This is a genomic window from Dyadobacter sp. CY343, assembly GCF_021390335.1.
Lineage (GTDB): Bacteria > Bacteroidota > Bacteroidia > Cytophagales > Spirosomataceae > Dyadobacter.
In genome coordinates, this window is the sequence record NZ_JAJUXK010000003.1 from 161,595 (window position 1) to 182,758 (window position 21,164).

The following is a 21,164-nucleotide window of genomic DNA, read 5'->3' on the forward strand; positions in this document are numbered from 1 at the left end:
ATAGCGTTGTGCTTATCTATTATTTTTTAAATAACTGATCTTCAACTGTTTAGTGTTTGGTACGTAATTCTAATAAGAATAGACAAACCAATCAGTTAAACATTGTTATCATGAAAAAAAGTATCAGTTCGTTCGCAGCAATCTTTTTTAGCATGTCAGGCGTTTTTGCGCAGGCACCCGGAGACAAGTACAATAACCCTGATTTCAAGGTAAAAGCGGCAGAAGTAACGTACGAGAGCCGTTATGACGCCCTGGTCTTCGAGATCCAAGTTGAAGGTCAGGCAGGGAAGACCGTTCCCGCGCCCGTGGGAAGCATGAATGGCGCGCCCGTGCTTGCTTACGTATTTCCAACTACGTTAAAATCAACGGACATTGGGTTTTCCGCAACTGAAGGTATTGTCGCAATGGCTATAACAGCGCACCCGGACATGGACGATACGCCCCTGTGGGATGAGAACAACGACGGAAAGTATGACAATGATGGCATAATATGGCATGCGCATTGGGTCGTACTCAGTAAGGACACGCGTGTTCCAGGTGGCCTCAGTGTTAAGGAGTTTAAGGCGGGAGATAAAGCTGTGACCTTGCCTAAGACTGCGCCGGGAATGCCCATGTTTTTCGATTCACCGGGTTTTAATATCCTAAAGCAGGGTGCTGCAATCCGGGTAATTGTTCCCGCTTTCCGAATGAACCATCAGAAAGATTTTAAGTTTGACGCAGTGAGCTGCTACATGCAAATGAGCCATGGCGCAGACCATAAAAACCATGGTTCCAAACCCATTCTGGGTGTTTATCAGGTGTATGGCGTGCTTTCAGGAAACTTGTCGTTACCCTACATGGTAAAGAAATAGCTTCTAATCAAACCATCTAAATCCCTTAAAAATGGAACACCTTTTCACTCCGCCATCAAGATTGCATCTTAGAAACAGGAACTTGCAACGGTCGCAATCAGATTCCCAAAAAAGCGCCCTGGCTATAACATTTCACTACAGATCCGATGCTTGCGACACGTGGCAAATTCCGGACTTACAAGGCAGGTTTACAATTGTGTGGGTCAAGTCTGGAAGTTTGGGTGTTATAGAACATGGTCACCAAAGGATTGTCACTGGAAGTCGGCTTCTCTGCCTTTTGCCAGGTCATCAACTGGATCTACTATCTGGTCATAAAGTTGAAGCCTTTCTGGTATCCGTTTCGGAAGATTTCGTGCTGATCGCTGGCGGACAAGAAACGTATCCTTTTTCCATGCATTATGCTTATCATCATGTAGCATGCCCCGTTATCAAGACTGGTGGCGAAATGCAGGAAAGTATTGCAAACGTGATGAATCTTGTGATCAGAAATATTGAGACACGCTTCAACTATGCAACGGAAGTTTTCAAGGGATTTTTGCAAATTCTTAGCGTTTATTTTTTGCGTGACGGTGAAATAACATCGTGTCCACAGGCAATTCCAGGTGGAGATGAGAAATTGTTTTCGGAGTTTATAAAATTGCTGGATGTGAATTACGTCACAAAAAAAAGTGTAAACGAATATGCTATTGCGCTTGCCGTATCTCCCGGTTATCTAAGTGATGCTATAAAAAGGGTTTCCGGATTTACAGCCAGCTTCCATATCCATCAAAGGGTTATCCGGGCTGCCAAAAAGGCTGCTGCGGGTTCGCGGGCAAGCATGAAGGAAGTTGCCTATCAGGTCGGCTTTACCGACATTGCGCATTTCAGCAAATTTTTCCGTACTCAGACAGGGATAAACTTTTCAGATTATAAAAAATTGATGGTCTGATGGCATCCTGCGATCTGAAACAACCACTGCCTCCCTTTGAAGCTAATTTTCTGGGGAGGCAGCAATGGGCAGCCACCACTGAAAAAGGGATTTGTAAGGCCCAGTCCGGACTCTTCGAAGTAATTTGGATAAAGAAAGGTACTGGAACCTGCAGGGTAGATTTGCATACCTTCCCGATAACCAAGGACACGCTCTACTATTTGTCTCCCGGACAACTTCACATTTTTGATCCAGACGATGAAATAACCGGATACCGAATTGCATTTGCTCCCGATTTTCTTGGTCCTGATTTTAAGCAGACCCATAGCGCCCTGGCATTTGGTTCCGCAGATTTATCAAGAGAAGTGCCCGTTGTGCAGCTAAAAGGTGAAATTCAGATTGAAGTGGAATTGATCGTGCGGCAGATGATCTGGGAATATAATGATAACCAGCTATTAAAATTCGCGATTCTAAAAGGCCTACTAAAAGTCTATATTGGTTGTTTTTCAAAGCATTCTGAACTATCTCAGCTACCCGTTTCATCCACAAACTGCCAGGTGATCTTTGAATGCTTCAAGGAACTCTTAGAAAAGCGTTTCCTTGTCTATAAACTGGTTAGCCAATATGCTGACGAGCTGGCCATCACTCCCAACTATTTAAGTGAAGTTGTGAAGCGGTCTTCCGGCTTTTCTGCCAGTTATTTTATTCATCAAAGAGTTATACTGGAAGCTAAACGGATTGCTATGACTTCGCAGTTGAGTATGAAAGAAATTGCATTTCAAATTGGCTTTGAAGACCCGTCCCAGTTCAGCAAATTTTTTAAGTCCAAGACCGGGAAGACTTTTTCAGAATTCCGGAAAGGTCTTCCAGCCGGCGATAGCAATAGGTAGTATGGTTATAAATCATCCAACCTGAGCATACAGTGCTTTGGCTGGATGATTTATTAGGTTTTGGTTAAACGCAATCCACCAGGGATATACCGCGCCCACTGGGTAGCCTGGTGGGGCGAGCACAGGAACACGAAGAATGTTTTCATTAATGGTCACGGTAACCGGCCTTCCCGACAAGTCTAAACGTTACTTAAAGCCAAATTGAGGATTTCCGTAATTGTAGTTACTGGAAGATCTTCGTTAGGATCAATGGGCAGGATCTTCATTTTTGAACGATTTTCAGCGATTAAATCGGGATGATCTACCAGATTACCATGAACGATACCCAAGTATGGCCAGCCAGTCTTTTTATTGACCCAGATATAACAAATCCTTTTTCCATGATCATTATAAAACGGCATACCGTATCGCCAGGTCTCATTTATATTCGGGCTGAAATTTAGAACAAATGCGCGTAATGCATTTAGGCAACTATTTGCCGGCTCTGACTTAGCGTAAAAGAATTGGTCGATAGCACGGAGCATGAGTATGGTCTTTAGGCAGAAGGCTGAGCCTGTTGGGCAATTTTTTCTTTTTCTGGCAAAAACCGGTTCAACAGCTTTTCCACAAAAGGGATCAAAGGCAGGAAAAGCAAGACACCGGTTATATTAAAAAGCATATGGGCATTGGCTATTTTCTGCTGCATATCAGCACTTTGAGACAGCCATGCTATGAAGGCAACGAACTGCGGAAAAACGGCTAACCCAAGTGCAATGCATATGATATTAAAGAAAGTGGAATAGCCCGGTTTTTACTGCCTGGCGGTCCGATTCAGAGAGGGGTAGAACTGAGTTTCTCAATGGACCGTCTATTAATGCTTGCGTTTATCCGCTACCGTGTAAGCGAGGTGTTTGCTTTTCGATAGACCACCAACGCTGTGCCGGTAATACTATCGGGCATAACCGGGTGTTATTGGAGTAAGCTCCTGACCATTAGGGTTTTTTGTAACCATCTGGCTACAATATTGGCGCGCTGGCGGGATACAATTAGTTTTGAGTTAGATAGAAACTAATTGTAATTTTAGTAGATGGAGCATGGTGAATACAATTCCGACGTAGATATAAAGTTACCCGAACAATTTGCTTTTCAGGAAAGTGATAGGTTAGAGGCATTGCTTAGCTTTTCGTTTTCAGATGCGATTAGCCGGAAAGAGTTTGATAGCTTGGCCGATCTGGCCCGTTTGGTGTGTGATGCGGCAGTCTGTCTGATTACAATTATCGACCAGAACAAGCAATGGGTTTTATCAAGCCGGGGCACACGCATAAGTGAAATGGCACGGAATACCTCCATTTGCCAGTTTACGATGCTGCACGGATCAATTTTTGAGATTGCAGATATTAGCCTCGACGAACGGTTTAATAAGAATGAATTACTGGCCGAGAACCCTGGCCTGAGGTCTTATGCGGGTTACCCATTGATTGATCCTGCGGGGCAACCACTAGGTGCCGTCTGTGTGCTGGACCATAAAGTTCGAAGTCTTTCATTATTACAGCATAATTCCCTTCAGCTTATTGCCTCGCAGGTAATGACATTGATGGTGGCTAACAAGAAGATTAATCACGGCTTTCAAAATCATCAAAGCCAACATAGCCGTGATATCATCGCAGATATATCAAATAGTAGTGAAGAAAAGCTTAAATCGTTTTTTGAGAGCTCACAGGGGCTGATGTGTACGCATGATTTGAATGGCAATTTCACGGCAGTCAATTCAGATGGAGCAGGACTTTTAGGCTATGACGTTGAGCAGTTTTTAGGAATGAATTTGCTGGATGTAACGCCGATTAAACATCGGGAAGGTTTAAAAGCTTATTTACAGCAGATCAGGCAGACAGGGAAATCTAGTGGCTTGATGACTACCACGCACAAGGATGGGCATCATGTTATATGGAGTTACCGTAATGCATTGGTTATGGATGAGAATGGTTACGGGTACGTTGTCGGTAACTGCATTGACATCACCCAAAGTCATAACCAGGCCAAGGAATTGCAAAGAACGCAGCAGATGCTCATGCAAACCAGTCTGATAGCGGGAGCAGGTGGATGGGAATTTAACCTGGCCGAAAAGGAATTTTACTGGTCTGAATTAGCCATGCAAATTTACCAGCAGGATCCTAACCTGAGCCTATCTATCGGCAATGTGATGAGGCTTTATAAAGCAGGCGACAGCAGGCGAAAGGTGGAAAAGGCTATGAGTGATGCAATTGAGCATGGTACGGCCCAAAGCATTGAAGTACAGATCGTTGTCGGTAATATGGAGGAGCGATGGATAAGGGTTGTTATGAATGCAGAGTTTGTCAAGGGCCGTTGCATGAAGCTTTACGGGATTGTTCAGGATATTGACGAAAAGAAAAAAGCAGACCTTCAAATTGCTTATACTAAAGAACAACTCAGCATACAACAAGGGCGGCTGCTGGCTTTCGTTGAGCATATACCAGCGGTTGTAGCGATGCTAGATAATGATGTCCGGTACCTGGCTGTCAGCCGCAAATGGGAACAGGAATATGGCTTGTCCAGCAGCGAGGTTATAGGGATGAGTCCGTATGAAGTGTTCGCAGATATGAGCCAGCAGTGGAAGGATATTCATCAGCATGCACTCACAGGCAAGGGAATGCAAAAAGGGGACCGGGTATTCAGGCCGGAGGGGTGGGAGCACGACAGGTACCTGTCATGGGAAGTATGGCCGTGGTACCAGTTTGATGCCAGCATTGGCGGCATTATCACACTTACTTATGATGTAACAGAAGTAGAACTTCACCGTCAGGAGCTAAAACAAGCCAGGGAACTGGCCGAGCAGGCTAACGTTGCCAAGTCTGAGTTTCTGGCCAACATGAGCCATGAAATACGGACTCCGTTGAATGGTGTGATCGGCTTTACGGACTTGGTCCTTAAAACACATTTGAATGATACCCAGAAGCAATATCTGGGATTTGTACACCAGTCTGCTAACACGTTGCTGAGCATCATCAATGATATCCTGGACTTTTCAAAGATTGAAGCAGGGAAGCTGGAACTCGACGTCAATAAATATGATATCTATGAAATTGCCGCTCAAACGGTTGACATGATTTCATTTCAGGTGCAAAGCAAAGGACTTGAAATGCTGCTGGATATCCCGGCATGCCTTCCCCAATTTGTATGGGTGGACGATATCAGGTTAAAACAGGTTCTTATTAATCTGCTTAGCAACGCTGCCAAGTTCACTGAAAGTGGGGAGATTGAACTGAAAATAGAGATTTTAGACTATGCACCCCTCAATAGTGATGCCATCACGTGCAGGTTTATCGTGCGTGATACAGGGATTGGTATCCGCGAAGAAAAGAAGGCGAAGATTTTTCAGGCGTTTCTGCAGGAAGATGGCTCGACAACAAAAAAATATGGAGGAACCGGGCTAGGGCTGGCAATATCTAACCAGTTACTCGCATTAATGGGCTGTAGCTTACAACTGGAAAGTGTTCATGGTGTGGGCAGCACCTTGTACTTTGACCTGACTATGAAATCCGAGCAACCTGCGGCTGTTGCCACTCCGGTCTTGGTAGCCATGGATAAAGTACTCATCGTGGATGACAACAAAAAAAGCCGGCAACTATTGGAGCGAATGCTTGACCAACTGGGGATCAGATCAGAGCAGGCAGCAAGTGGCCTGCAAGCTTTGGAAAAGCTTGCAGGCGGCGCCACGTATGATGCTGTATTTATGGATTACCATATGCCCGACCTGGACGGCCTCGAAGCGGCAGGTAAAATCCGGAAAGCTTATTCCAGCACAAATCTGCCCATCATTTTATTGAGCGGCTCCGCAGATGATGCAACGGTTTCGAACGCTTGTCAGGCACTACAGATCAATTCGCGGCTTATGAAGCCCATAAAATTGGCAGATATCTCGCATTCCCTGTTCAATCTTTCACAAAGTGAAATCAAAAGCCCCGACGCCACCGGGCACACGGAACAGCAGCTGACCACAAAGGAGCTAACTATCCTTGTTGCCGAAGACCATCTTATCAACATGTTGCTGGCCAAAGCGGTAATCAAAAAACTGGCTATTAATGCAACGGTACTGGAAGCTGTCAACGGGAAGGAGGCACTTGAGCTCTGTCAGCAGCAATTGCCAGACTTAATCTTCATGGATATTCAAATGCCGCTGATGAACGGATATGAAGCCACTTCATTGATTAGAGAGCTGCCAGGTGCAAGCAAGGTGCCTATTGTTGCGCTGACTGCTGGAAATGTGTTGGGGGAAAAGGAAAAGTGTCTTGCTGCCGGTATGGATGATTTTATTCCAAAACCCTTCGTTAAGGACGCAATTTGGGCAGTATTCGAAAGGTTCCTTAACGTTTGATAGTGGCTTAACCCGTTGTGCGTTTCGTCACAAGGAAAGTGCTGACTCAGAGATGGAATTGATTCATTTTGGATGATGCGTTGGTATTGTCGTATTACCCCCTTTTAATAGTCGTTATTGCACCCAGCGTCCTTTAAGCTTCTGCCGTAATATTGCTCCGTCAATAACATTACATAGCGAAATGAGAAAAATTATTACAAACACCTTCATGACTTTGGATGGTGTAATGCAGGCGCCAGGTGGCCCGGATGAAGATACGGATAGCGGATTTGAATATGGCGGCTGGTCGGTCACACAATGGGATCATATTATGAACGACGCGATGATAGAAGCTATGAAAAATCCGTATGATCTTTTATTGGGCCGTGTTACCTACGAGATTTTCGCAGCTCATTGGCCACTGCTGAAAGATGATCCCACGGCTGACATGTTTAATCGGATCAACAAATATGTGGCAACAGATACTTTAACCAATGCAAGCTGGGAAAATACAGTGTTGCTCAATCAAGATACAATTGACCAGATAAAAAGCCTCAAATCAACCGATGGAATTGACTTGCAAGTTCATGGTAGCTCAAACCTGATACAATCTTTGTTACAACACGGACTAATTGATCAAATGAATATTTGGATCTATCCTCTTGTTATTGGAAAAGGAAAGAGACTTTTTGGGAACGGGACAGTTCCATCTAACTTCAAACTTGTCAGCCATGCAATTTCCACGACCGGTGTAATCATTACTTCCTTTGAGGCCAATGGAGAGATTCCAATCGGTTCATTCGCTTTGTAGTATAAAGCGTACGGCAGCCACGCCAATCGCTGTCAACATATAATACCCGATTCTTCTATATTTCTGTGGTTTGATTGATTTCAACACTTGGACATCAGCCTGTTGAAAAATCGTTACTTTTCATTTCAGAAACCGCCTGTCTGTTAAAGAGATCAGGAAACTCTCAATGTCTGCTTTTTCAGCGTCGGTAAGCTGCAATGTGCCAGTCAATATCGTATCCCGGTTCATGCTGTTGGGAATGACAGCCTCGGGATTATCGTAGTAGTCAATGACTTCTTTTAATGTCTTAAACATCCCATTGTGCATGTAAGGCGCTGTAATCGCAATGTTTCTCAAAGAGCCGATCTTAAATTTACCCAGATCGGACGCACGATGAGAAATTGCCGACCGGCCGCTGTCAACGTGCATTTTGCCATCGAATAGACCAATATTCCTGAACTCGACATTATTGAAATCGGGTCCGAAGTGACATTGAATGCATTTGGCTTTGGTATTGAATAGCTTGAATCCTCTCTTTGCCGACGCGCTCACTGCTTCCTCATTGTCGTTAACGCGCCAGTCGTCAAACGGACTGTCACTCGTTTCCAGCGAGCGTTCAAAATCAGAAAGTGCTTTGGCCAAATTGCTTTTGGACGGCAGCTCTTTGAATATGCGCAAAAAAGATTGCCGGTAAAATGCATCGGTGTTTAGGCGGGCAATCGCCGAATCCACCGGCAAATCCATCTCGACCGGATTCTCAATAGGAATCAGCACCTGCTGTTCCAAGGTAGTAGCCCTTCCATCCCAGAAAAAACTTTCCTGAAAACGCATGTTCATGGCCGAAGGCGTATTCCTTGTCCCTAGCCGACCATTCACGCCCGGACTCACCGCCACGGAATCTGCAAATGCCAAATTTTCTTTATGACAAGAGCCGCAGCTAATCGTTCGATTTCCCGATAAGATGGGATCAAAGAACAGCCGTTTTCCTAATTCCAGGGAAGTGGCCGGCTCAGGTTCATGCATGACACTGCGGATGAAAAGCAGCGGAACAGCGCAGATCAGAAAGACTATTTTTGCTTTCACGGGAATAGAGAGGTTACTTTTTAGGCAACTTCTTGCAGGCTAAACCGTTTGCGCCCTGATAGCGCTCTTTGCAGGTGTCGGAAATGGCGGTAAAGAGCAGCGAGTCCTGAGCGTAATATTTGAGCTTGTAAGTCCCGTAGTAAGCCAGATTACAGCCATTGTCGGAAACGCTTATTATGTCATTTTTAATAAAATAACGCCCGGTGGTGAATGCTTTTCCATTCACAATCCCGTCGTACGTACTGTCGGCACGGAAAACAAATATTAGGTTAATGTCGCCATCGGGCGATTTTTGTATCCGCTGCCAGCGTCCCACAATAGGATCCTGGGCGCTTATGAAAGAGACTATTGTTAAAAGAACAGCGAGGCAACCCAGCCATGTGAAAGCGTTTTTCATCAGTATCGAATTTTGTGATTAAGACTATCACAAAGCTCGGCTATCAGACCAAAACCGGAATTTGAATTTGTTGCAGATACATTTGAAAACGTGTCAATCTTAGCGGAAACGCGGTTGCAGTAACAGATTGACCATTTAACGCTCCGTTGTGACGGAAAATCAAAACCCTGATTTTCGCCTGCTCAGTCCCATAGCTCTTTCTATCCGCGGCCGGTTGTACCGTTGGAGTAGGATAGGGTAGAGGTTGAGTAGTATATTAAGTACCAGCAACGACAGCGATTCGCGAACTCCGTATTTGAATGCTACGAAGATATTAAGTCCCAGAACGATAATCAGAATGATCAAATGTCCCAACTCGGACTTTTTCGTCTGGTAATGCAGGTGCGTCAGGGCAGCGTTGTTTTTTTCGATTGGGTTAGCTTTTTTGTTCAATTTTTCCCAACCAGTCCAGACCAATAATTTCCTGTACAGATTGACACCGACAGACTCGTATATCTTCCCTTTTCGCTCCCATGTTCGATCATTAAAATAGGGAGAAGCTAACGGGCTTTTTAGGGTTTCGGTAAAAGTAAATGTACACCCCATCAACAGGAAGTTGAGCGTCCATGCGAATAGAAAACCCTTCATTCCAATAAAATGGATCAGCGCCCAGACCAGGGCAATCGTTACTATTATGATAAGAATTGAAGTAAAAGCTTTTTTCATCGACGATCTCAGTTCGGCAGGTATGCCAAGTTTTTCCAAATATACCTGCCGGATTTGACTGAGCAGCGACTTCATGCATATTAAAGATTCAATCAAAAAGGCTCTGGCCAATTTTAATGTGTTTTTATCGACTTTGCCGGTCAATCGAGTAAGTTTGCAGCATGAAAGTGTGTATTGCCGAAAAGCCAAGCGTAGCCAAAGACATTGCAGGAATTATCGGGGCCAATCAGCGCAGGGACGGTTATTATGAAGGAAATGGATATCAGGTAACCTGGACGTTCGGGCATTTTTGTACTTTAAAAGAGCCCCACGACTACACCGAGCGGTGGAAATCGTGGCGGCTGGAAGACTTGCCGATGATCCCGTCGAGCTTTGGCATCAAGCTTATTGATAATGCGGGCGCGATGAAGCAGTTTGCCGTGATTGAAAGCTTGATCAGCAAATGTGAAGAAGTGATTAATTGCGGCGATGCGGGGCAGGAGGGCGAGCTGATCCAGCGCTGGGTATTGCTGAAAGCCAAATGTAGCGTACCTGTAAAACGCCTGTGGATTTCCTCCCTGACCGAGCAGGCTATTCGCGAGGGATTTGAAAAACTCAAAGACAGCGCGCTTTACAACAACTTATATGCAGCCGGCAGTGCGCGCGCGATCGGCGACTGGCTGCTCGGCATGAATGCGACGCGGCTTTTTACCAAAAAATTCGGGCAGGGAAAGGTAGTATTGAGCATCGGTCGCGTGCAAACGCCGACGCTCGCCCTGATCGTGCAGCGGCAAAAGGAGATCAATGCATTCGTTTCAGAAGAATATTGGGAGTTGAAAACAATTTACCGCGAAACAGAATTCACAGCGACCATTGACCGGATCAGAAGTGAGGAAAAAGCAAATAAAGGCCTCGCATATCTGGTGCAGCACGATTTTGAAATCACCTCATTTGAAAAGAAAGAAGGAAAAGAAGGAAACCCCAAGCTATTTGACCTCACTTCATTGCAGGTTGAGGCGAACAAAAAATACGGCTACTCGGCGGAGGATACATTAAAACACATTCAAAATCTCTACGAAAAGAAGTTTGTGACTTACCCCAGGGTGGATACCACTTATCTTTCGGAAGATCTGCATCCGAAAATGGAGGGGATTTTAAGAGAATTGACCTATTATGCCCAATATACCGCGCCGCTTTTAGAAAAGCCGATCCCCAAATCCAAAGCGGTTTTTGACGATAAAAAAGTAACCGATCACCACGCCATTATCCCGACCGGCGTACTGCCTAACCATATTAGTCAGGATGAAAAACGCATTTATGATTTGATTGTGCGCCGATTTATCGCTGTATTTTATCCTGAATGTAAAGTTTCGAATACTACCGTTTTGGGGACAGTCGGGCAGGTGGAATTTAAAGCAACCGGGAAACAAATCCTTGAACCGGGCTGGCGGGCGGTTTATGCCAATGATGCCAGCGCCAAAAAAGAAGCCGCAGAAGAGGAGAAGCTGATGCCGAACTTTGAAGTAGGGGAACGGGGCCCGCACGAGCCGCGCGTGCATCAGGGAAAAACAACACCGCCCAAAGCCTACACCGAAGCAACTTTGCTGCGCGCGATGGAAACCGCAGGGAAGCAAGTGGAAGACGAAGAAATGCGTGAGTTGCTGAAAGACAATGGAATAGGTCGACCCTCAACACGCGCGAACATCATTGAAACGCTTTTTAAAAGGCGGTATATAGAGAAGAAAAAGAAAAATATTTTCGCTACGCAAACAGGTATTGACCTGATCGATACCATTCAAAATGAGTTGCTGAAAAGTGCGGAACTTACTGGAAACTGGGAGAGAAAGTTGCGATTGATCGAAAAAGGTGAATATTCGATGGAAACCTTTAAGCAGGAGCTGATCCAAATGGTGGTTGACCTGACGCAGGAAGTAAAAAACAACCGCGGGCGCGCGATCAGCATTGCCGAAGAAGCGCCGCCCGTGGAGGTTGAAAAAGAAGTGAAAGAGAAAAAACCGGCCAAACCCAGGGAGCCAAAAGAAGAGATTAGCATCGAATCGCTGACTTGTCCCAAATGCAAGGAACATTTACTCAAAAAAGGAAAAACAGCTTACGGTTGCTCCAATTTCCAGGTTTGCGGTTTCAAGATCCCGTATGAATTTTTAGGTAAAAAACTTACCGACAAGCATTTTTACGACTTGCTGAGTAAAGGAAAAACGGCTAAAATAAAAGGCCTGCAAATTCCCGGAAATCCTGAAACCACGGATGCAAAGCTGGTTATGAACGGTGATTTCAACTTCGAAGTGGGCTAAACCTGACTCTGCATCAGGCATTTAACCCGCCGTCGACGGTAACCCACGAGCCGGTAATGTATTTGCCTTCCTCACTCGCCAGAAACGCTACCAAGCCCGCAATATCTTCGCCCGTGCCATAGCTGGGGATAGCCATTTGGCTTCGCAGAAAGTCGGCCAGGTCTCCACTCGCCGGGTTCATATCCGTGTCGATCGGGCCGGGTTGCACGAGGGTAACCGTAATTCCTTTTGGGCCTAGGTCGCGCGCCAGCCCGCGGGTGAAACCCTGCAATGCCGATTTGCTCATCGTATACAACGTAGTCTGTGGTTTGAGTGCATTATCCGCAATGTTGCTGCCGATTGTGATGATACGCCCGCCCGCTTGTAGGTGCTTTACGGCTTCCAGGGCCGCTACAAAAACCGCCTTTACATTCACATCCATTACCTGGTCGTACTCATCAGTAGTATGTTCGGCAAAATCTTTTCCGATGTAAATGCCGGCATTGTTTACCAGAATATCCAGTCCTCCAAAAGCCTCCACCGTTTTGCGCACGGCGCCTGCTACATCTTCGGAATTTTTATTGTCTGCCGCAATGGCTACTGCCTGGCCACCTGCTCCTGTTATTTCGGCGACAAGCGCCTCTGACTTTTCAGCGGAACTTGTATAAGTGAATGCTACTTTGGCACCTTCGGCCGCAAGGCGGCGCACAATCGCAGCGCCTATTCCACGGCTTCCACCGGTTACTAATGCTATTTTATTTTCTAACTTTTTCATGTAAACACTTTGTTTTTAAATGCAATGCAAACCTAAGGGGATTGCTTTATATTTGTAAGCAAGCAGCAGATTGTTAGGTACCAACAAAAAAGTAAGAAATGAGAAAAGAGACATCCACGAATGCTTTGAACGAAAAAATGATAAGCGACAGCTGCGGTATGGCGTACACACTCGGTGTGCTGGGCGGCCGCTGGAAGCCCGCGATCCTCTGCCGGCTCATGCACGGCACGATGCGTTACGGCGAGTTGAAAAAGTCAATCGAAGGAATTTCAGAAAGAATGCTGGTAGCCCAGCTCCGCGAACTGGAAAGTGACGGTATTATCCGGCGACAGGTATTCCCCGAGGTGCCGCCGCGGGTAGAATATGAAATGACCGAACTCGGCTTGTCCATGCAATCGGTGATTGCTTCGATGTCGGATTGGGGAAATATGCACAGGAGTTTGAGCCAGAAACGGGTGGGGGACGAGGCGGCGGTTTAGAAGGGAGTAATGAAATGCCTTAGCTATCCGCCGATTTGTCAACAAACTTCACTTGTCGACGATTTAGCGCTTTTTGTCGCCATCCAGAACGAAAATAGGATCGGTGCAATTATAGCTTCACACTACAAGACTGAATCTGAATGATAGCATCTAAAACTATATGCAGCGAATGGTATCCCGCTCACCGACTGATCATTACACAGATTAGCGGTGATATGGAAATAGACGATGTAATTCAGTGGGAGCAAACTTTACAGATAGCCCTGAGTAAGGTTGAAGACTCAGGTACATTTAAAATCTTCGTCAATCTGAACGGTTTTAATGCGGCTAACCTGGATGCGCACAAATATTTCCGCAACATTATTCCCCTTACCCTCGCCGAATACGGCTGGAAAGTCGGGTATACCGCCATGTTTCCGGAAGAAGCCGGGCAAATAGTGATCAGGAAAAAACGGAATGTCCAGTGCGTCGCTGCCGTGCATTGTCATCATGACGCCACCAAGATAGAGAAATATCAGGCATTGTACAGCAGCAGTAACGAGCAGTTTTTTACGGACGAAAAGGTCTGCCAGCATTGGATCGGGCACTGGCAGCCACAGTGACTCGTACAGGTATTTCAGCTCGCTTTAAATGCGCGGCTTAAAAGTGACTTAACACCTGGCAACTGCGGAACTCAGACGCTAATAAAATGTTTTTTACTAACAGCATTCTTACAGTTAGTAAATCATCATGGCAGACAAACTTATTCAGGATATACCGTTTTCCATTCTTGATCTCGCACCGATCACGGATGGAAATAATGCAGCAACAACTTTCAAAAATAGCCTCCGGCTCGCGCAGCGTGTCGAAGAATTGGGCTATAAAAGATATTGGCTCGCTGAGCACCACAATATGGCAAGCGTTGCCAGTTCGGCGACGTCGGTGCTGATCGGTTACATTGCCGGCGGTACAAAAACGATCCGGGTGGGCAGCGGCGGCATTATGTTGCCTAATCACGCGCCGCTGGTCGTTGCCGAACAATTCGGTACCCTCGCGTCGCTATATCCAGATCGCATTGACCTGGGACTTGGACGGGCGCCGGGAACTGACCAGGTTACGGCCCGCGCACTCAGACGTAATTACATGGAATCGGCTCAGGATTTTCCAGACGATGTGGTTGCATTGCAAACCTATTTTTCAGCAGAGAACAGCAACTCCAAAGTGCGCGCTATTCCCGGCGAAGGACTTGAAATACCGATATGGATCCTGGGTTCGAGTACCGATAGTGCGCGATTGGCGGCGCATTTAGGATTGCCATATGCATTTGCAAGCCACTTCGCACCCACACAATTTGTGACAGCAATCGAACTCTACCGCCGGAATTTCAAGCCGTCGAAATATCTCGCGCAGCCTTACGTAATGGCTTGTGTGAATGTGATCGCCGCAGATACCACCGCGGAAGCCGAGCGGCTTGCGACCTCTTTCTACCAATTGGCTACGGGCATTATCACTGGCAAGCGCCGGCCTTTGCAACCACCCGTTGATAGTATGGACGGACTTTGGGGAGAATATGAAGAAGCTGCAGTGAGAGAAATGATGAAGTATACATTCATCGGCGACCGGGAAAAAGTCGGCAGGAGTCTGGCTTATTTTCAAAAACATACCCAGCTCGATGAGTTGATGGTGACCAGCCACATTTACGACCAAGACGCTCGCATCCATAGTTATGAGATCTTGAAAAGCGTACAGACTGAAAGTGTACTAACTTCCTGATTTAGTGTTCTTGCGTGTAGCCCGCTTATTTCGGGCCTATTATTCGCGCGCGTAGGAGATCATTACGAAACTCCATCATGGTATTTTGCCGGAACTGCAAAGTAAAGTCCCCCTCAGGGGAATTTGGGGGTAACCTACCCCCAACCCCCTAAAGGGGGCTAAGAAAAAATGCGTGCTGCAAAGTAATGTCCCCCTCGGGGGATTTAGGGGTAATATGCGATCTGCCAATGGGGCTAAGGAAAAAGCCGTACTGCAAAGCCAAGTCCCCCTCGGGGGATTTAGGGGTACATGCACTCCCCCCCGCGCCGCAATTTGGCATGCTTTTCATAAGGTGCCCGGAAGTCTCAACCTACTATTGATATTTCCGTATTGATCCATGTCACTTTATAAAGGCTTGCCATTTTACCTGCTCGCATTTTGCTTTTTAGCGACAGCAGAAGTTGTTCCCGCTCAGGAGCCGGGACAAGAGAAATTTGAGAAAAGGGTTATTGCAAAAGGTATTTCAGATCCCTGGGAGATCGTTTTCGGGCCCGATGCGCATTTGTGGGTTACGGAATCGAAGGAGTATCGCGTGCTTCGGGTCGACCCCGCGACGGGGAATAAGGAGGTGCTTGCCGATCTGAGTTCGGAGAAGACTTTCCCCAACTACGACAAAGTCAGCGACTCGATCGACGGCGGCAAACCCGCACCTCAGGGCGGGCTGATGGGCATGGCGCTTCATCCTCATCTGCTGGACGGAAAACCGTTTGTTTACCTGGCATTCGTCTACGATTTTGAGGGAAAAGACAGGCCTGGCGACGGACAGGGTCCTCAGGATCAAGGTTTTCATTTTAAAACAAAAATTGTTCGTTACACCTATAATGTGGAAAGTAAAAAGCTGGAAAAACCAGAGACCGTTTGTGACCAGATCTCAGGTAGCAATGATCATAACGGAGGCAGGCTGCTGATTTCGGCGATCAATGGGAACGCCTATTTGTTTTATTCCGTGGGAGATATGGGCTCCGGGCAGTTTAAGAACGCCGCCCGAACTAATTACGCGCAGGATTTGAATGTGTATGAAGGTAAGATGCTGCGTTTCAATACAGAACCCGACAAGGATACCGATCGGATAGATTCGTGGATTCCCGACGATAATCCATTTAACAAAACCAAACAAAACGCAGTGTGGTCGCTGGGGCACCGGAATGCGCAGGGGCTGGCTGAAATCAACGTGAATGGCAAGCCGGTTATTTTTTCGTCTGAACACGGACCATTTTCCGACGATGAGATCAATATCATCAAACGCGGCCGGAACTACGGTCACCCGCTGGTAATAGGTTTTGCAGACGGGAATTATAACGGGCTTTCGGCGGGTGTTACAAACAGGGACAGTTTGCCGGGCAAGTGGAACACAACTTATCCTTTCATTGAAAACGAACAGCGAAATGCGAAGCAGCTCAAAAACTTCGAGCCGCCGATCAAAAGTTTCTTTGGTACCAAAAACAGGCGGCTTCTTGCATTCGCTGACACGATCAGATCAGGTAAAGAGAGCCCGGAGTGGCCGTCGCTGGCGCCTTCTGGAATTGCTGCTTACACGTCGGGAGCGATACCCGGATGGAAAAATTCGTTGCTCGTTTCTTCTCTTAAACAAGGGAAAATAGTCAGACTGAAACTCAATGCGACCTACACAGGTATTGAGGAAGAAAGGGATTATTTCGCAAGTAAAGTGCGCTATCGCGACGTGGCAGTATCCGCCGACGGACTTAAAATTTATGCCATAACCGACAAATCCGCCGTCACCTCCGGCCCTTCCGGCGAAAATCCTGAAGAATCAACCGAAGAGGGAGCGATCATTGAGTTTACATTTAAGCCTTAGGCAGAATGCCGCTAAACGAGAAGCCTGTGACCAGCAAATTCTTGCTTTTCACAGGCATTTCGATTGTGTAAGTAATCTGATTCAATGCCTGACCAGTAACTAAAAAAGTTACTTTACTTCCTCGTGCATCATTTCAGCCATTTCCAGGTGGTGTTTCAATACGGGCAGCTTTTGCGTAGACCACGATTTCAGCTCTGCATCCTGGCCGGAAGCCGCTTGTTTCTCAAACAGAGCGACCGTTTCCTTGTGCGATGCTACCATCATTTTTGCATACAACATATTGAATGCAGGTCCAGTGGCGGCAGTCAGACTGTCGAGCATCTTCTGCTTTGTGGCGCTCAGTGCGGTCGGTACATCCACATCTTTCTTGTCGGCCAGAGATTTTAGTTCATTGTTTGCTTTGGTATGATCAGTGATCATCATTTGGCCAAATGATTTAATACTCATTGAATCTGATCCCATTACCATTCCCGTGCGCGTGCTGTCGCCTTTTGCGACTGCCAATTCTCCGGATCTCACTTCAAACATGCCACCATCTGCTGCATTGATCACAAAAGTCCTGTCGGCTTCAGGTAGCATTGTACCGCCGTTGTCATCGTCGTCGTCGTTACAAGATACGGCCATGAAAGAACCGGCCACCAGCAAAAGGATTAATCTTAACTTTTTCATAAGCGTTTTTTATAGATTGTTGATATTGAAAAGATTGCGCGTTGTAAAAATTTGTGCCAGCAACGATCTGTAAAAAGTGGGCAGAAATTGTCTCAATGGATTCGATAAGTAAGGTATCGCTGGTTACAACTAATTCAAATCAGTTACATTTGTAATGTTATTTCCCGGACACCGATGGCAACGGTTACTCTTCCCTCATGAAATAAAATTAGTTGGCCTATGAAGAACAACCTACCCACCAACTCAAAGGCTACTTTTGCATGGACAGCGGTGCTGACGATCCTGCTCGCGCTATTTGCTTTCATTACAGTTCTTACCCAATCCAAGTCAGAGTCGATCAAAACGAACATCGCGGCATTGCAGCTTGAAAAAGATAGTTATCACCAGATCGACACCTGTATTTCCATACTTTATTCCGCCGAGAACAACAGCCGGTTTTTTGTGGTCACACAGGATTCGGCTTACCTGAAAGCTTATACCAGACAGCTTCAAACGGTTAATGCCATTTTACAACAATATCAAAATGAGCGGGAAAATCGGGAAAAGAAGCTTTACAGGCTGATATCAAAGAAACAACGTAAAAATCAGGAGTTTGTGAACCTCCGTTTGATTGTCGACAGTCTGCTCACATTTTCACTGAGTCCCGAAGAAATAACGCATTCAAATAAACTCCGGCCAGCCGCAAAGGTACAGACGAGTACCCGGGCAGAAGCGATTGACTCCACTGAAATAACTCCGCGAAAAACTAAGAGAAAACTTGTGAAGCGCCTTATGGACGCGATCCGGGACGAACAGCCCGCCGAAAAGGCCATTCTGAAAACGCATACAAACACGATCATCAGGCAGGATTCTGTGAAAGTGGTGGTAGTGCCTGCACCTCTGAAAAACCAGGCATCGATCGAAAAGGCGCGGAGGGAGCTGGGAAAGGCAGAACAACAATTGCTGGCAATCAACAGCCTGCTGTTTGCAAATCTTCAAAAAGCATTGCAGGATATAAAGAATCGTGAGAAACAGGACACGCAGGATTTGCGGAGCTCGCTGCTTACTGCAACCCAGGTGAAATCGGAAGAAATGAATTTGCTGATGTGGGCGGCGGTGCCCCTGGTGTTCTTGCTGGCGGTGGTGATCATTTTCAATCTGGTCAAACTTTATAAGAAGGACGCTACGATCCTTTCATTCGCAAGAATGACTGCGGATTCGAGTAAAAGTAAGGGAGATTTTCTCGCACAGATCACCCACGAACTGCGCACGCCTTTGAATGCAATTATCGGTTTTTCAAATCTGATCGAGCCTGAAAAGTTGGACGAGGATATGAAGGTTAATGTGAATTCTATTAAAAGTGCATCCCAGATCATGCTCTCGCTGGTGAACGAAATCCTCGATTTTTCGAAGTTTGAGAGCGGGACTATCAGCCTGTTCAACGAGCCTTTCAAGCCGGCAGAACTGGTGCAGCAATCCGTGTCGCTGTTGTCTGTGCTGGCAGCTGAGAAGCATATTGGCATGAAAACGCAGTTGGATATGGACAATAGTATCGCGTTGCTCGGTGACAATTTTCGTATCAGGCAGGTCGTCATCAACCTGGTGACGAACGCGATCAAGTTTACGCCGGAGAATGGCAGTATAGATGTGAAGGCTCGTTTTGAGAATGCTACTAAGGAAAAAGGGATACTTGTGATCAGCATAAAGGATTCGGGTGTTGGGATTGCCAGGGAAAACCTCAGTTCTATATTTGACGATTTCATTCAGGTGAGCAGCGGCGACGCGAGGGCCCGGCAGGGCGGTACCGGACTTGGATTGTCGATTTGCAAAAGGATTGTCGACCTGTACGGCGGGAAGATCAGTGTAACTAGTGTGCTCGGAGTGGGATCGGAGTTCACGGTCCGCATTCCTTTGAAAATAACTGAACATAGCAGCAGAATCGAGGCAAAACCGCTGGCTAAATTAAAATTACAAGCCGATCTCCGGGACAAAAAACTGCTGATCGCCGACGATACGAAAATGAATCTGATCCTGATCAGCCGCATAATGGACAAGCTGGGCGCTACTTATGATCTTGCCGAGAACGGCCAGCAGGCATTTGACCTATTCGAAATCAATACGTACGATCTGGTCATCACAGATATTGATATGCCCGTAATGGACGGAGTGGAGCTTACCAAACGCATTCGCTCGCACCAAAGCAGCACAAAGGCGGGATTGCCAGTGATTGGTTTTACAGGTTATACGGAAGAAGAAAAACTGGCCGGCTACCGGGCAGTAGGAATGGACGAAATTTTGCCCAAACCATTTGAAGAAAGCAATTTAATCGCCGTACTAAGCAGCTACCTCACTGTAACAGGCGCGCGCCGGTAGGTGGCCGACTGCACCCACAAAAAAAGAGGATCTGACTTGTTCTGATCCTCTTTTTGCATTCCTGCTATTGATCGAATTTTCGCTGACTGACCTTATCTTCTGTTGGGAAATCTTTCGGTATCGGAATATCCACTTTGCCGGTAGCCGCCCATTGGGTGCCTCGTTGCAGAGAGGTGATAAAACCGACGCATTCCACTGAGTAATCAGCGTGACCCAGCGCCATGTGGAATATCCGGCCTTTTCCGTACTGGACAGTCAGCAGCATCGGCTCATTGCGGTCGGTACCGTTATTAGTTTTTGGTGAAAAAGCGGTGGCCAGTACCTGCATGTTTTCGGCAGGGCCACGAAGGCGGTCGTATAACTCGTCTTTGCTGTGCAGCCATTTTTCGGGCATCCCTTTTGTGATCGGATGTTTGGAGTCTCTTACAGTGATGACAAACTCCGCCTGCGCACCATGCGAGCCTGCATTTCCTGGCTTAATGTCGCGGATCAGCTTATTATTTTGGTCATAATATACATAGGGACCGTCTTTTTCAGTCCGGTCGCCCCAGCCGCCTAATCCGATCATCTGATTATAGGCTGGCCATTTTGGGAAAGAATTATTAGCTGCGTGAATGACAACCAGGCCGCCGCCGTTCTTCATAAATTTCTCGAAATCCTGCTGAGCCGCCGCCGACCAGGGTGCGGCATTCCAGCCGAAATTGCAGATCACCACATCGTAGTTTGCAAATTTGGGATGAAATGCAGAATCCATTTTTGGCTCTTTCAAAGGCTGGGTTTCCGGACCGCCTTTTACCGGATATTGTGCAGCCCATTTGTCGCCCTGCCAGGTGTAGCGCGTCCGCTGAATATCAACCGTAAATTTTTTGGTTTGTTCGAGATCATATTTCATCATCGCCGTGATCTTGGGCCACTGTTCATGGTTGTTTTGCCCGTCAACGATCAGAACCCGAAGCGGCGACTTTTGAGCGACGGAGATATTTCCCAAACCTACCAGAATGAGTAAGAAAACGGAGAATTTTTTTGCTATCATCATAT

18 protein-coding genes are annotated in these 21,164 nt (G+C 46.5%); 11 read left to right on the forward strand and 7 right to left on the reverse strand.

Going from position 1 to position 21,164, the window contains the following annotated elements; translation table 11 throughout:
- Positions 1-152: 152 nt before the first annotated feature.
- From LZG94_RS09010 to LZG94_RS09020, 3 genes are read left to right on the forward strand one after another with little or no spacing between them, the layout of a single operon-like run.
- Positions 153-851, forward strand: a complete 699-nt coding sequence (locus LZG94_RS09010) for a hypothetical protein (protein ID WP_233791583.1) — start codon at positions 153-155, stop codon at positions 849-851.
- A 31-nt stretch (positions 852-882) separates the two neighbouring features.
- On the forward strand, positions 883-1,779 hold the full coding sequence (locus LZG94_RS09015; RefSeq protein ID WP_233791584.1) for a helix-turn-helix domain-containing protein: 897 nt from the start codon (positions 883-885) through the stop codon (positions 1,777-1,779).
- On the forward strand, positions 1,779-2,648 hold the full coding sequence (locus LZG94_RS09020; protein WP_233791585.1) for an AraC family transcriptional regulator: 870 nt from the start codon (positions 1,779-1,781) through the stop codon (positions 2,646-2,648). The genes LZG94_RS09015 and LZG94_RS09020 overlap by 1 nt, the downstream gene beginning before the upstream one ends.
- A 179-nt stretch (positions 2,649-2,827) precedes the next feature.
- On the opposite strand, the gene LZG94_RS09025 is transcribed toward LZG94_RS09020, so the two are convergent.
- A complete protein-coding gene (locus LZG94_RS09025; protein ID WP_233791586.1) occupies positions 2,828-3,172 on the reverse strand; it encodes a DUF1801 domain-containing protein in 345 nt (114 codons plus the stop codon).
- A 542-nt stretch (positions 3,173-3,714) separates the two neighbouring features.
- Between LZG94_RS09025 and LZG94_RS09030 the strand changes: the two genes are divergently transcribed.
- The gene (locus LZG94_RS09030; RefSeq protein ID WP_233791587.1) at positions 3,715-7,020 is read left to right on the forward strand and encodes a response regulator; all 3,306 of its coding nucleotides are present in this window, start codon (positions 3,715-3,717) and stop codon (positions 7,018-7,020) included.
- 181 nt (positions 7,021-7,201) lie between these two features.
- Positions 7,202-7,810 carry a dihydrofolate reductase family protein gene (locus tag LZG94_RS09035; protein WP_233791588.1) on the forward strand — a complete coding sequence of 203 codons (609 nt, stop codon included), beginning with the start codon at positions 7,202-7,204 and terminating at the stop codon, positions 7,808-7,810.
- A gap of 120 nt (positions 7,811-7,930) precedes the next feature.
- On the opposite strand, the gene LZG94_RS09040 is transcribed toward LZG94_RS09035, so the two are convergent.
- From LZG94_RS09040 to LZG94_RS09050, 3 genes are all read right to left on the reverse strand, one after another.
- The gene (locus LZG94_RS09040; protein ID WP_233791589.1) at positions 7,931-8,872 is read right to left on the reverse strand and encodes a cytochrome-c peroxidase; all 942 of its coding nucleotides are present in this window, start codon (positions 8,870-8,872) and stop codon (positions 7,931-7,933) included.
- A 13-nt stretch (positions 8,873-8,885) separates the two neighbouring features.
- The gene (locus LZG94_RS09045) at positions 8,886-9,269 is read right to left on the reverse strand and encodes a hypothetical protein (protein ID WP_233791590.1); all 384 of its coding nucleotides are present in this window, start codon (positions 9,267-9,269) and stop codon (positions 8,886-8,888) included.
- A 159-nt stretch (positions 9,270-9,428) separates the two neighbouring features.
- Positions 9,429-10,049, reverse strand: coding sequence for a hypothetical protein (locus tag LZG94_RS09050; RefSeq protein WP_233791591.1), 621 nt, complete (start codon positions 10,047-10,049; stop codon positions 9,429-9,431).
- 86 nt (positions 10,050-10,135) lie between these two features.
- Between LZG94_RS09050 and LZG94_RS09055 the strand changes: the two genes are divergently transcribed.
- Complete coding sequence (locus LZG94_RS09055; RefSeq protein ID WP_233791592.1) at positions 10,136-12,265, forward strand: type IA DNA topoisomerase; 2,130 nt, start codon at positions 10,136-10,138, stop codon at positions 12,263-12,265.
- A 13-nt stretch (positions 12,266-12,278) separates the two neighbouring features.
- On the opposite strand, the gene LZG94_RS09060 is transcribed toward LZG94_RS09055, so the two are convergent.
- Positions 12,279-13,019, reverse strand: a complete 741-nt coding sequence (locus tag LZG94_RS09060; protein ID WP_233791593.1) for a 3-oxoacyl-ACP reductase family protein — start codon at positions 13,017-13,019, stop codon at positions 12,279-12,281.
- Positions 13,020-13,117: 98 nt separating this feature from the next.
- On the opposite strand from LZG94_RS09060, the gene LZG94_RS09065 reads away from it, so the two are divergent.
- The 4 genes from LZG94_RS09065 to LZG94_RS09080 all read left to right on the forward strand — a co-directional run bounded on the left by LZG94_RS09065 (position 13,118) and on the right by LZG94_RS09080 (position 17,105).
- Complete coding sequence (locus tag LZG94_RS09065; RefSeq protein WP_233791594.1) at positions 13,118-13,498, forward strand: helix-turn-helix domain-containing protein; 381 nt, start codon at positions 13,118-13,120, stop codon at positions 13,496-13,498.
- A 140-nt stretch (positions 13,499-13,638) separates the two neighbouring features.
- Positions 13,639-14,100, forward strand: a complete 462-nt coding sequence (locus LZG94_RS09070) for a hypothetical protein (protein WP_233791595.1) — start codon at positions 13,639-13,641, stop codon at positions 14,098-14,100.
- A 127-nt stretch (positions 14,101-14,227) separates the two neighbouring features.
- Positions 14,228-15,250, forward strand: a complete 1,023-nt coding sequence (locus LZG94_RS09075) for an LLM class flavin-dependent oxidoreductase (protein WP_233791596.1) — start codon at positions 14,228-14,230, stop codon at positions 15,248-15,250.
- 376 nt (positions 15,251-15,626) lie between these two features.
- Positions 15,627-17,105: a PQQ-dependent sugar dehydrogenase gene (locus tag LZG94_RS09080; RefSeq protein ID WP_233791597.1), complete on the forward strand. Its 1,479-nt coding sequence runs from the start codon at positions 15,627-15,629 to the stop codon at positions 17,103-17,105.
- 108 nt (positions 17,106-17,213) lie between these two features.
- On the opposite strand, the gene LZG94_RS09085 is transcribed toward LZG94_RS09080, so the two are convergent.
- Positions 17,214-17,774 carry a DUF4142 domain-containing protein gene (locus LZG94_RS09085; RefSeq protein ID WP_233791598.1) on the reverse strand — a complete coding sequence of 187 codons (561 nt, stop codon included), beginning with the start codon at positions 17,772-17,774 and terminating at the stop codon, positions 17,214-17,216.
- A gap of 219 nt (positions 17,775-17,993) precedes the next feature.
- On the opposite strand from LZG94_RS09085, the gene LZG94_RS09090 reads away from it, so the two are divergent.
- Positions 17,994-20,126 carry an ATP-binding protein gene (locus LZG94_RS09090; protein WP_233791599.1) on the forward strand — a complete coding sequence of 711 codons (2,133 nt, stop codon included), beginning with the start codon at positions 17,994-17,996 and terminating at the stop codon, positions 20,124-20,126.
- A 64-nt stretch (positions 20,127-20,190) separates the two neighbouring features.
- Here LZG94_RS09090 and LZG94_RS09095 read toward each other — a convergent pair whose 3' ends face one another.
- Positions 20,191-21,159 (reverse strand): ThuA domain-containing protein, encoded by a 969-nt coding sequence (locus tag LZG94_RS09095; RefSeq protein WP_233792090.1) that lies wholly within the window; start codon positions 21,157-21,159, stop codon positions 20,191-20,193.
- Between the last annotated feature and the right edge of the window lie 5 nt (positions 21,160-21,164).

Excerpts from the sequence above, each read along its gene's own strand:
- LZG94_RS09030 (WP_233791587.1), top strand. The coding sequence starts at position 3,715 with ATGGAGCATGGTGAATACAATTCCGACGTAGATATAAAGTTACCCGAA.
- LZG94_RS09075 (WP_233791596.1), top strand. The coding sequence starts at position 14,228 with ATGGCAGACAAACTTATTCAGGATATACCGTTTTCCATTCTTGATCTC.
- LZG94_RS09095 (WP_233792090.1), bottom strand. The coding sequence starts at position 21,159 with ATGATAGCAAAAAAATTCTCCGTTTTCTTACTCATTCTGGTAGGTTTG.
- LZG94_RS09070 (WP_233791595.1), top strand. The coding sequence starts at position 13,639 with ATGATAGCATCTAAAACTATATGCAGCGAATGGTATCCCGCTCACCGA.
- LZG94_RS09090 (WP_233791599.1), top strand. The coding sequence starts at position 17,994 with ATGAAGAACAACCTACCCACCAACTCAAAGGCTACTTTTGCATGGACA.
- LZG94_RS09060 (WP_233791593.1), bottom strand. The coding sequence starts at position 13,019 with ATGAAAAAGTTAGAAAATAAAATAGCATTAGTAACCGGTGGAAGCCGT.
- LZG94_RS09025 (WP_233791586.1), bottom strand. The coding sequence starts at position 3,172 with ATGCTCCGTGCTATCGACCAATTCTTTTACGCTAAGTCAGAGCCGGCA.
- LZG94_RS09020 (WP_233791585.1), top strand. The coding sequence starts at position 1,779 with ATGGCATCCTGCGATCTGAAACAACCACTGCCTCCCTTTGAAGCTAAT.
- LZG94_RS09055 (WP_233791592.1), top strand. The coding sequence starts at position 10,136 with ATGAAAGTGTGTATTGCCGAAAAGCCAAGCGTAGCCAAAGACATTGCA.
- LZG94_RS09065 (WP_233791594.1), top strand. The coding sequence starts at position 13,118 with ATGAGAAAAGAGACATCCACGAATGCTTTGAACGAAAAAATGATAAGC.
- LZG94_RS09010 (WP_233791583.1), top strand. The coding sequence starts at position 153 with ATGTCAGGCGTTTTTGCGCAGGCACCCGGAGACAAGTACAATAACCCT.
- LZG94_RS09035 (WP_233791588.1), top strand. The coding sequence starts at position 7,202 with ATGAGAAAAATTATTACAAACACCTTCATGACTTTGGATGGTGTAATG.
- LZG94_RS09015 (WP_233791584.1), top strand. The coding sequence starts at position 883 with ATGGAACACCTTTTCACTCCGCCATCAAGATTGCATCTTAGAAACAGG.
- LZG94_RS09085 (WP_233791598.1), bottom strand. The coding sequence starts at position 17,774 with ATGAAAAAGTTAAGATTAATCCTTTTGCTGGTGGCCGGTTCTTTCATG.
- LZG94_RS09080 (WP_233791597.1), top strand. The coding sequence starts at position 15,627 with ATGTCACTTTATAAAGGCTTGCCATTTTACCTGCTCGCATTTTGCTTT.
- LZG94_RS09050 (WP_233791591.1), bottom strand. The coding sequence starts at position 10,049 with ATGAAGTCGCTGCTCAGTCAAATCCGGCAGGTATATTTGGAAAAACTT.
- LZG94_RS09045 (WP_233791590.1), bottom strand. The coding sequence starts at position 9,269 with ATGAAAAACGCTTTCACATGGCTGGGTTGCCTCGCTGTTCTTTTAACA.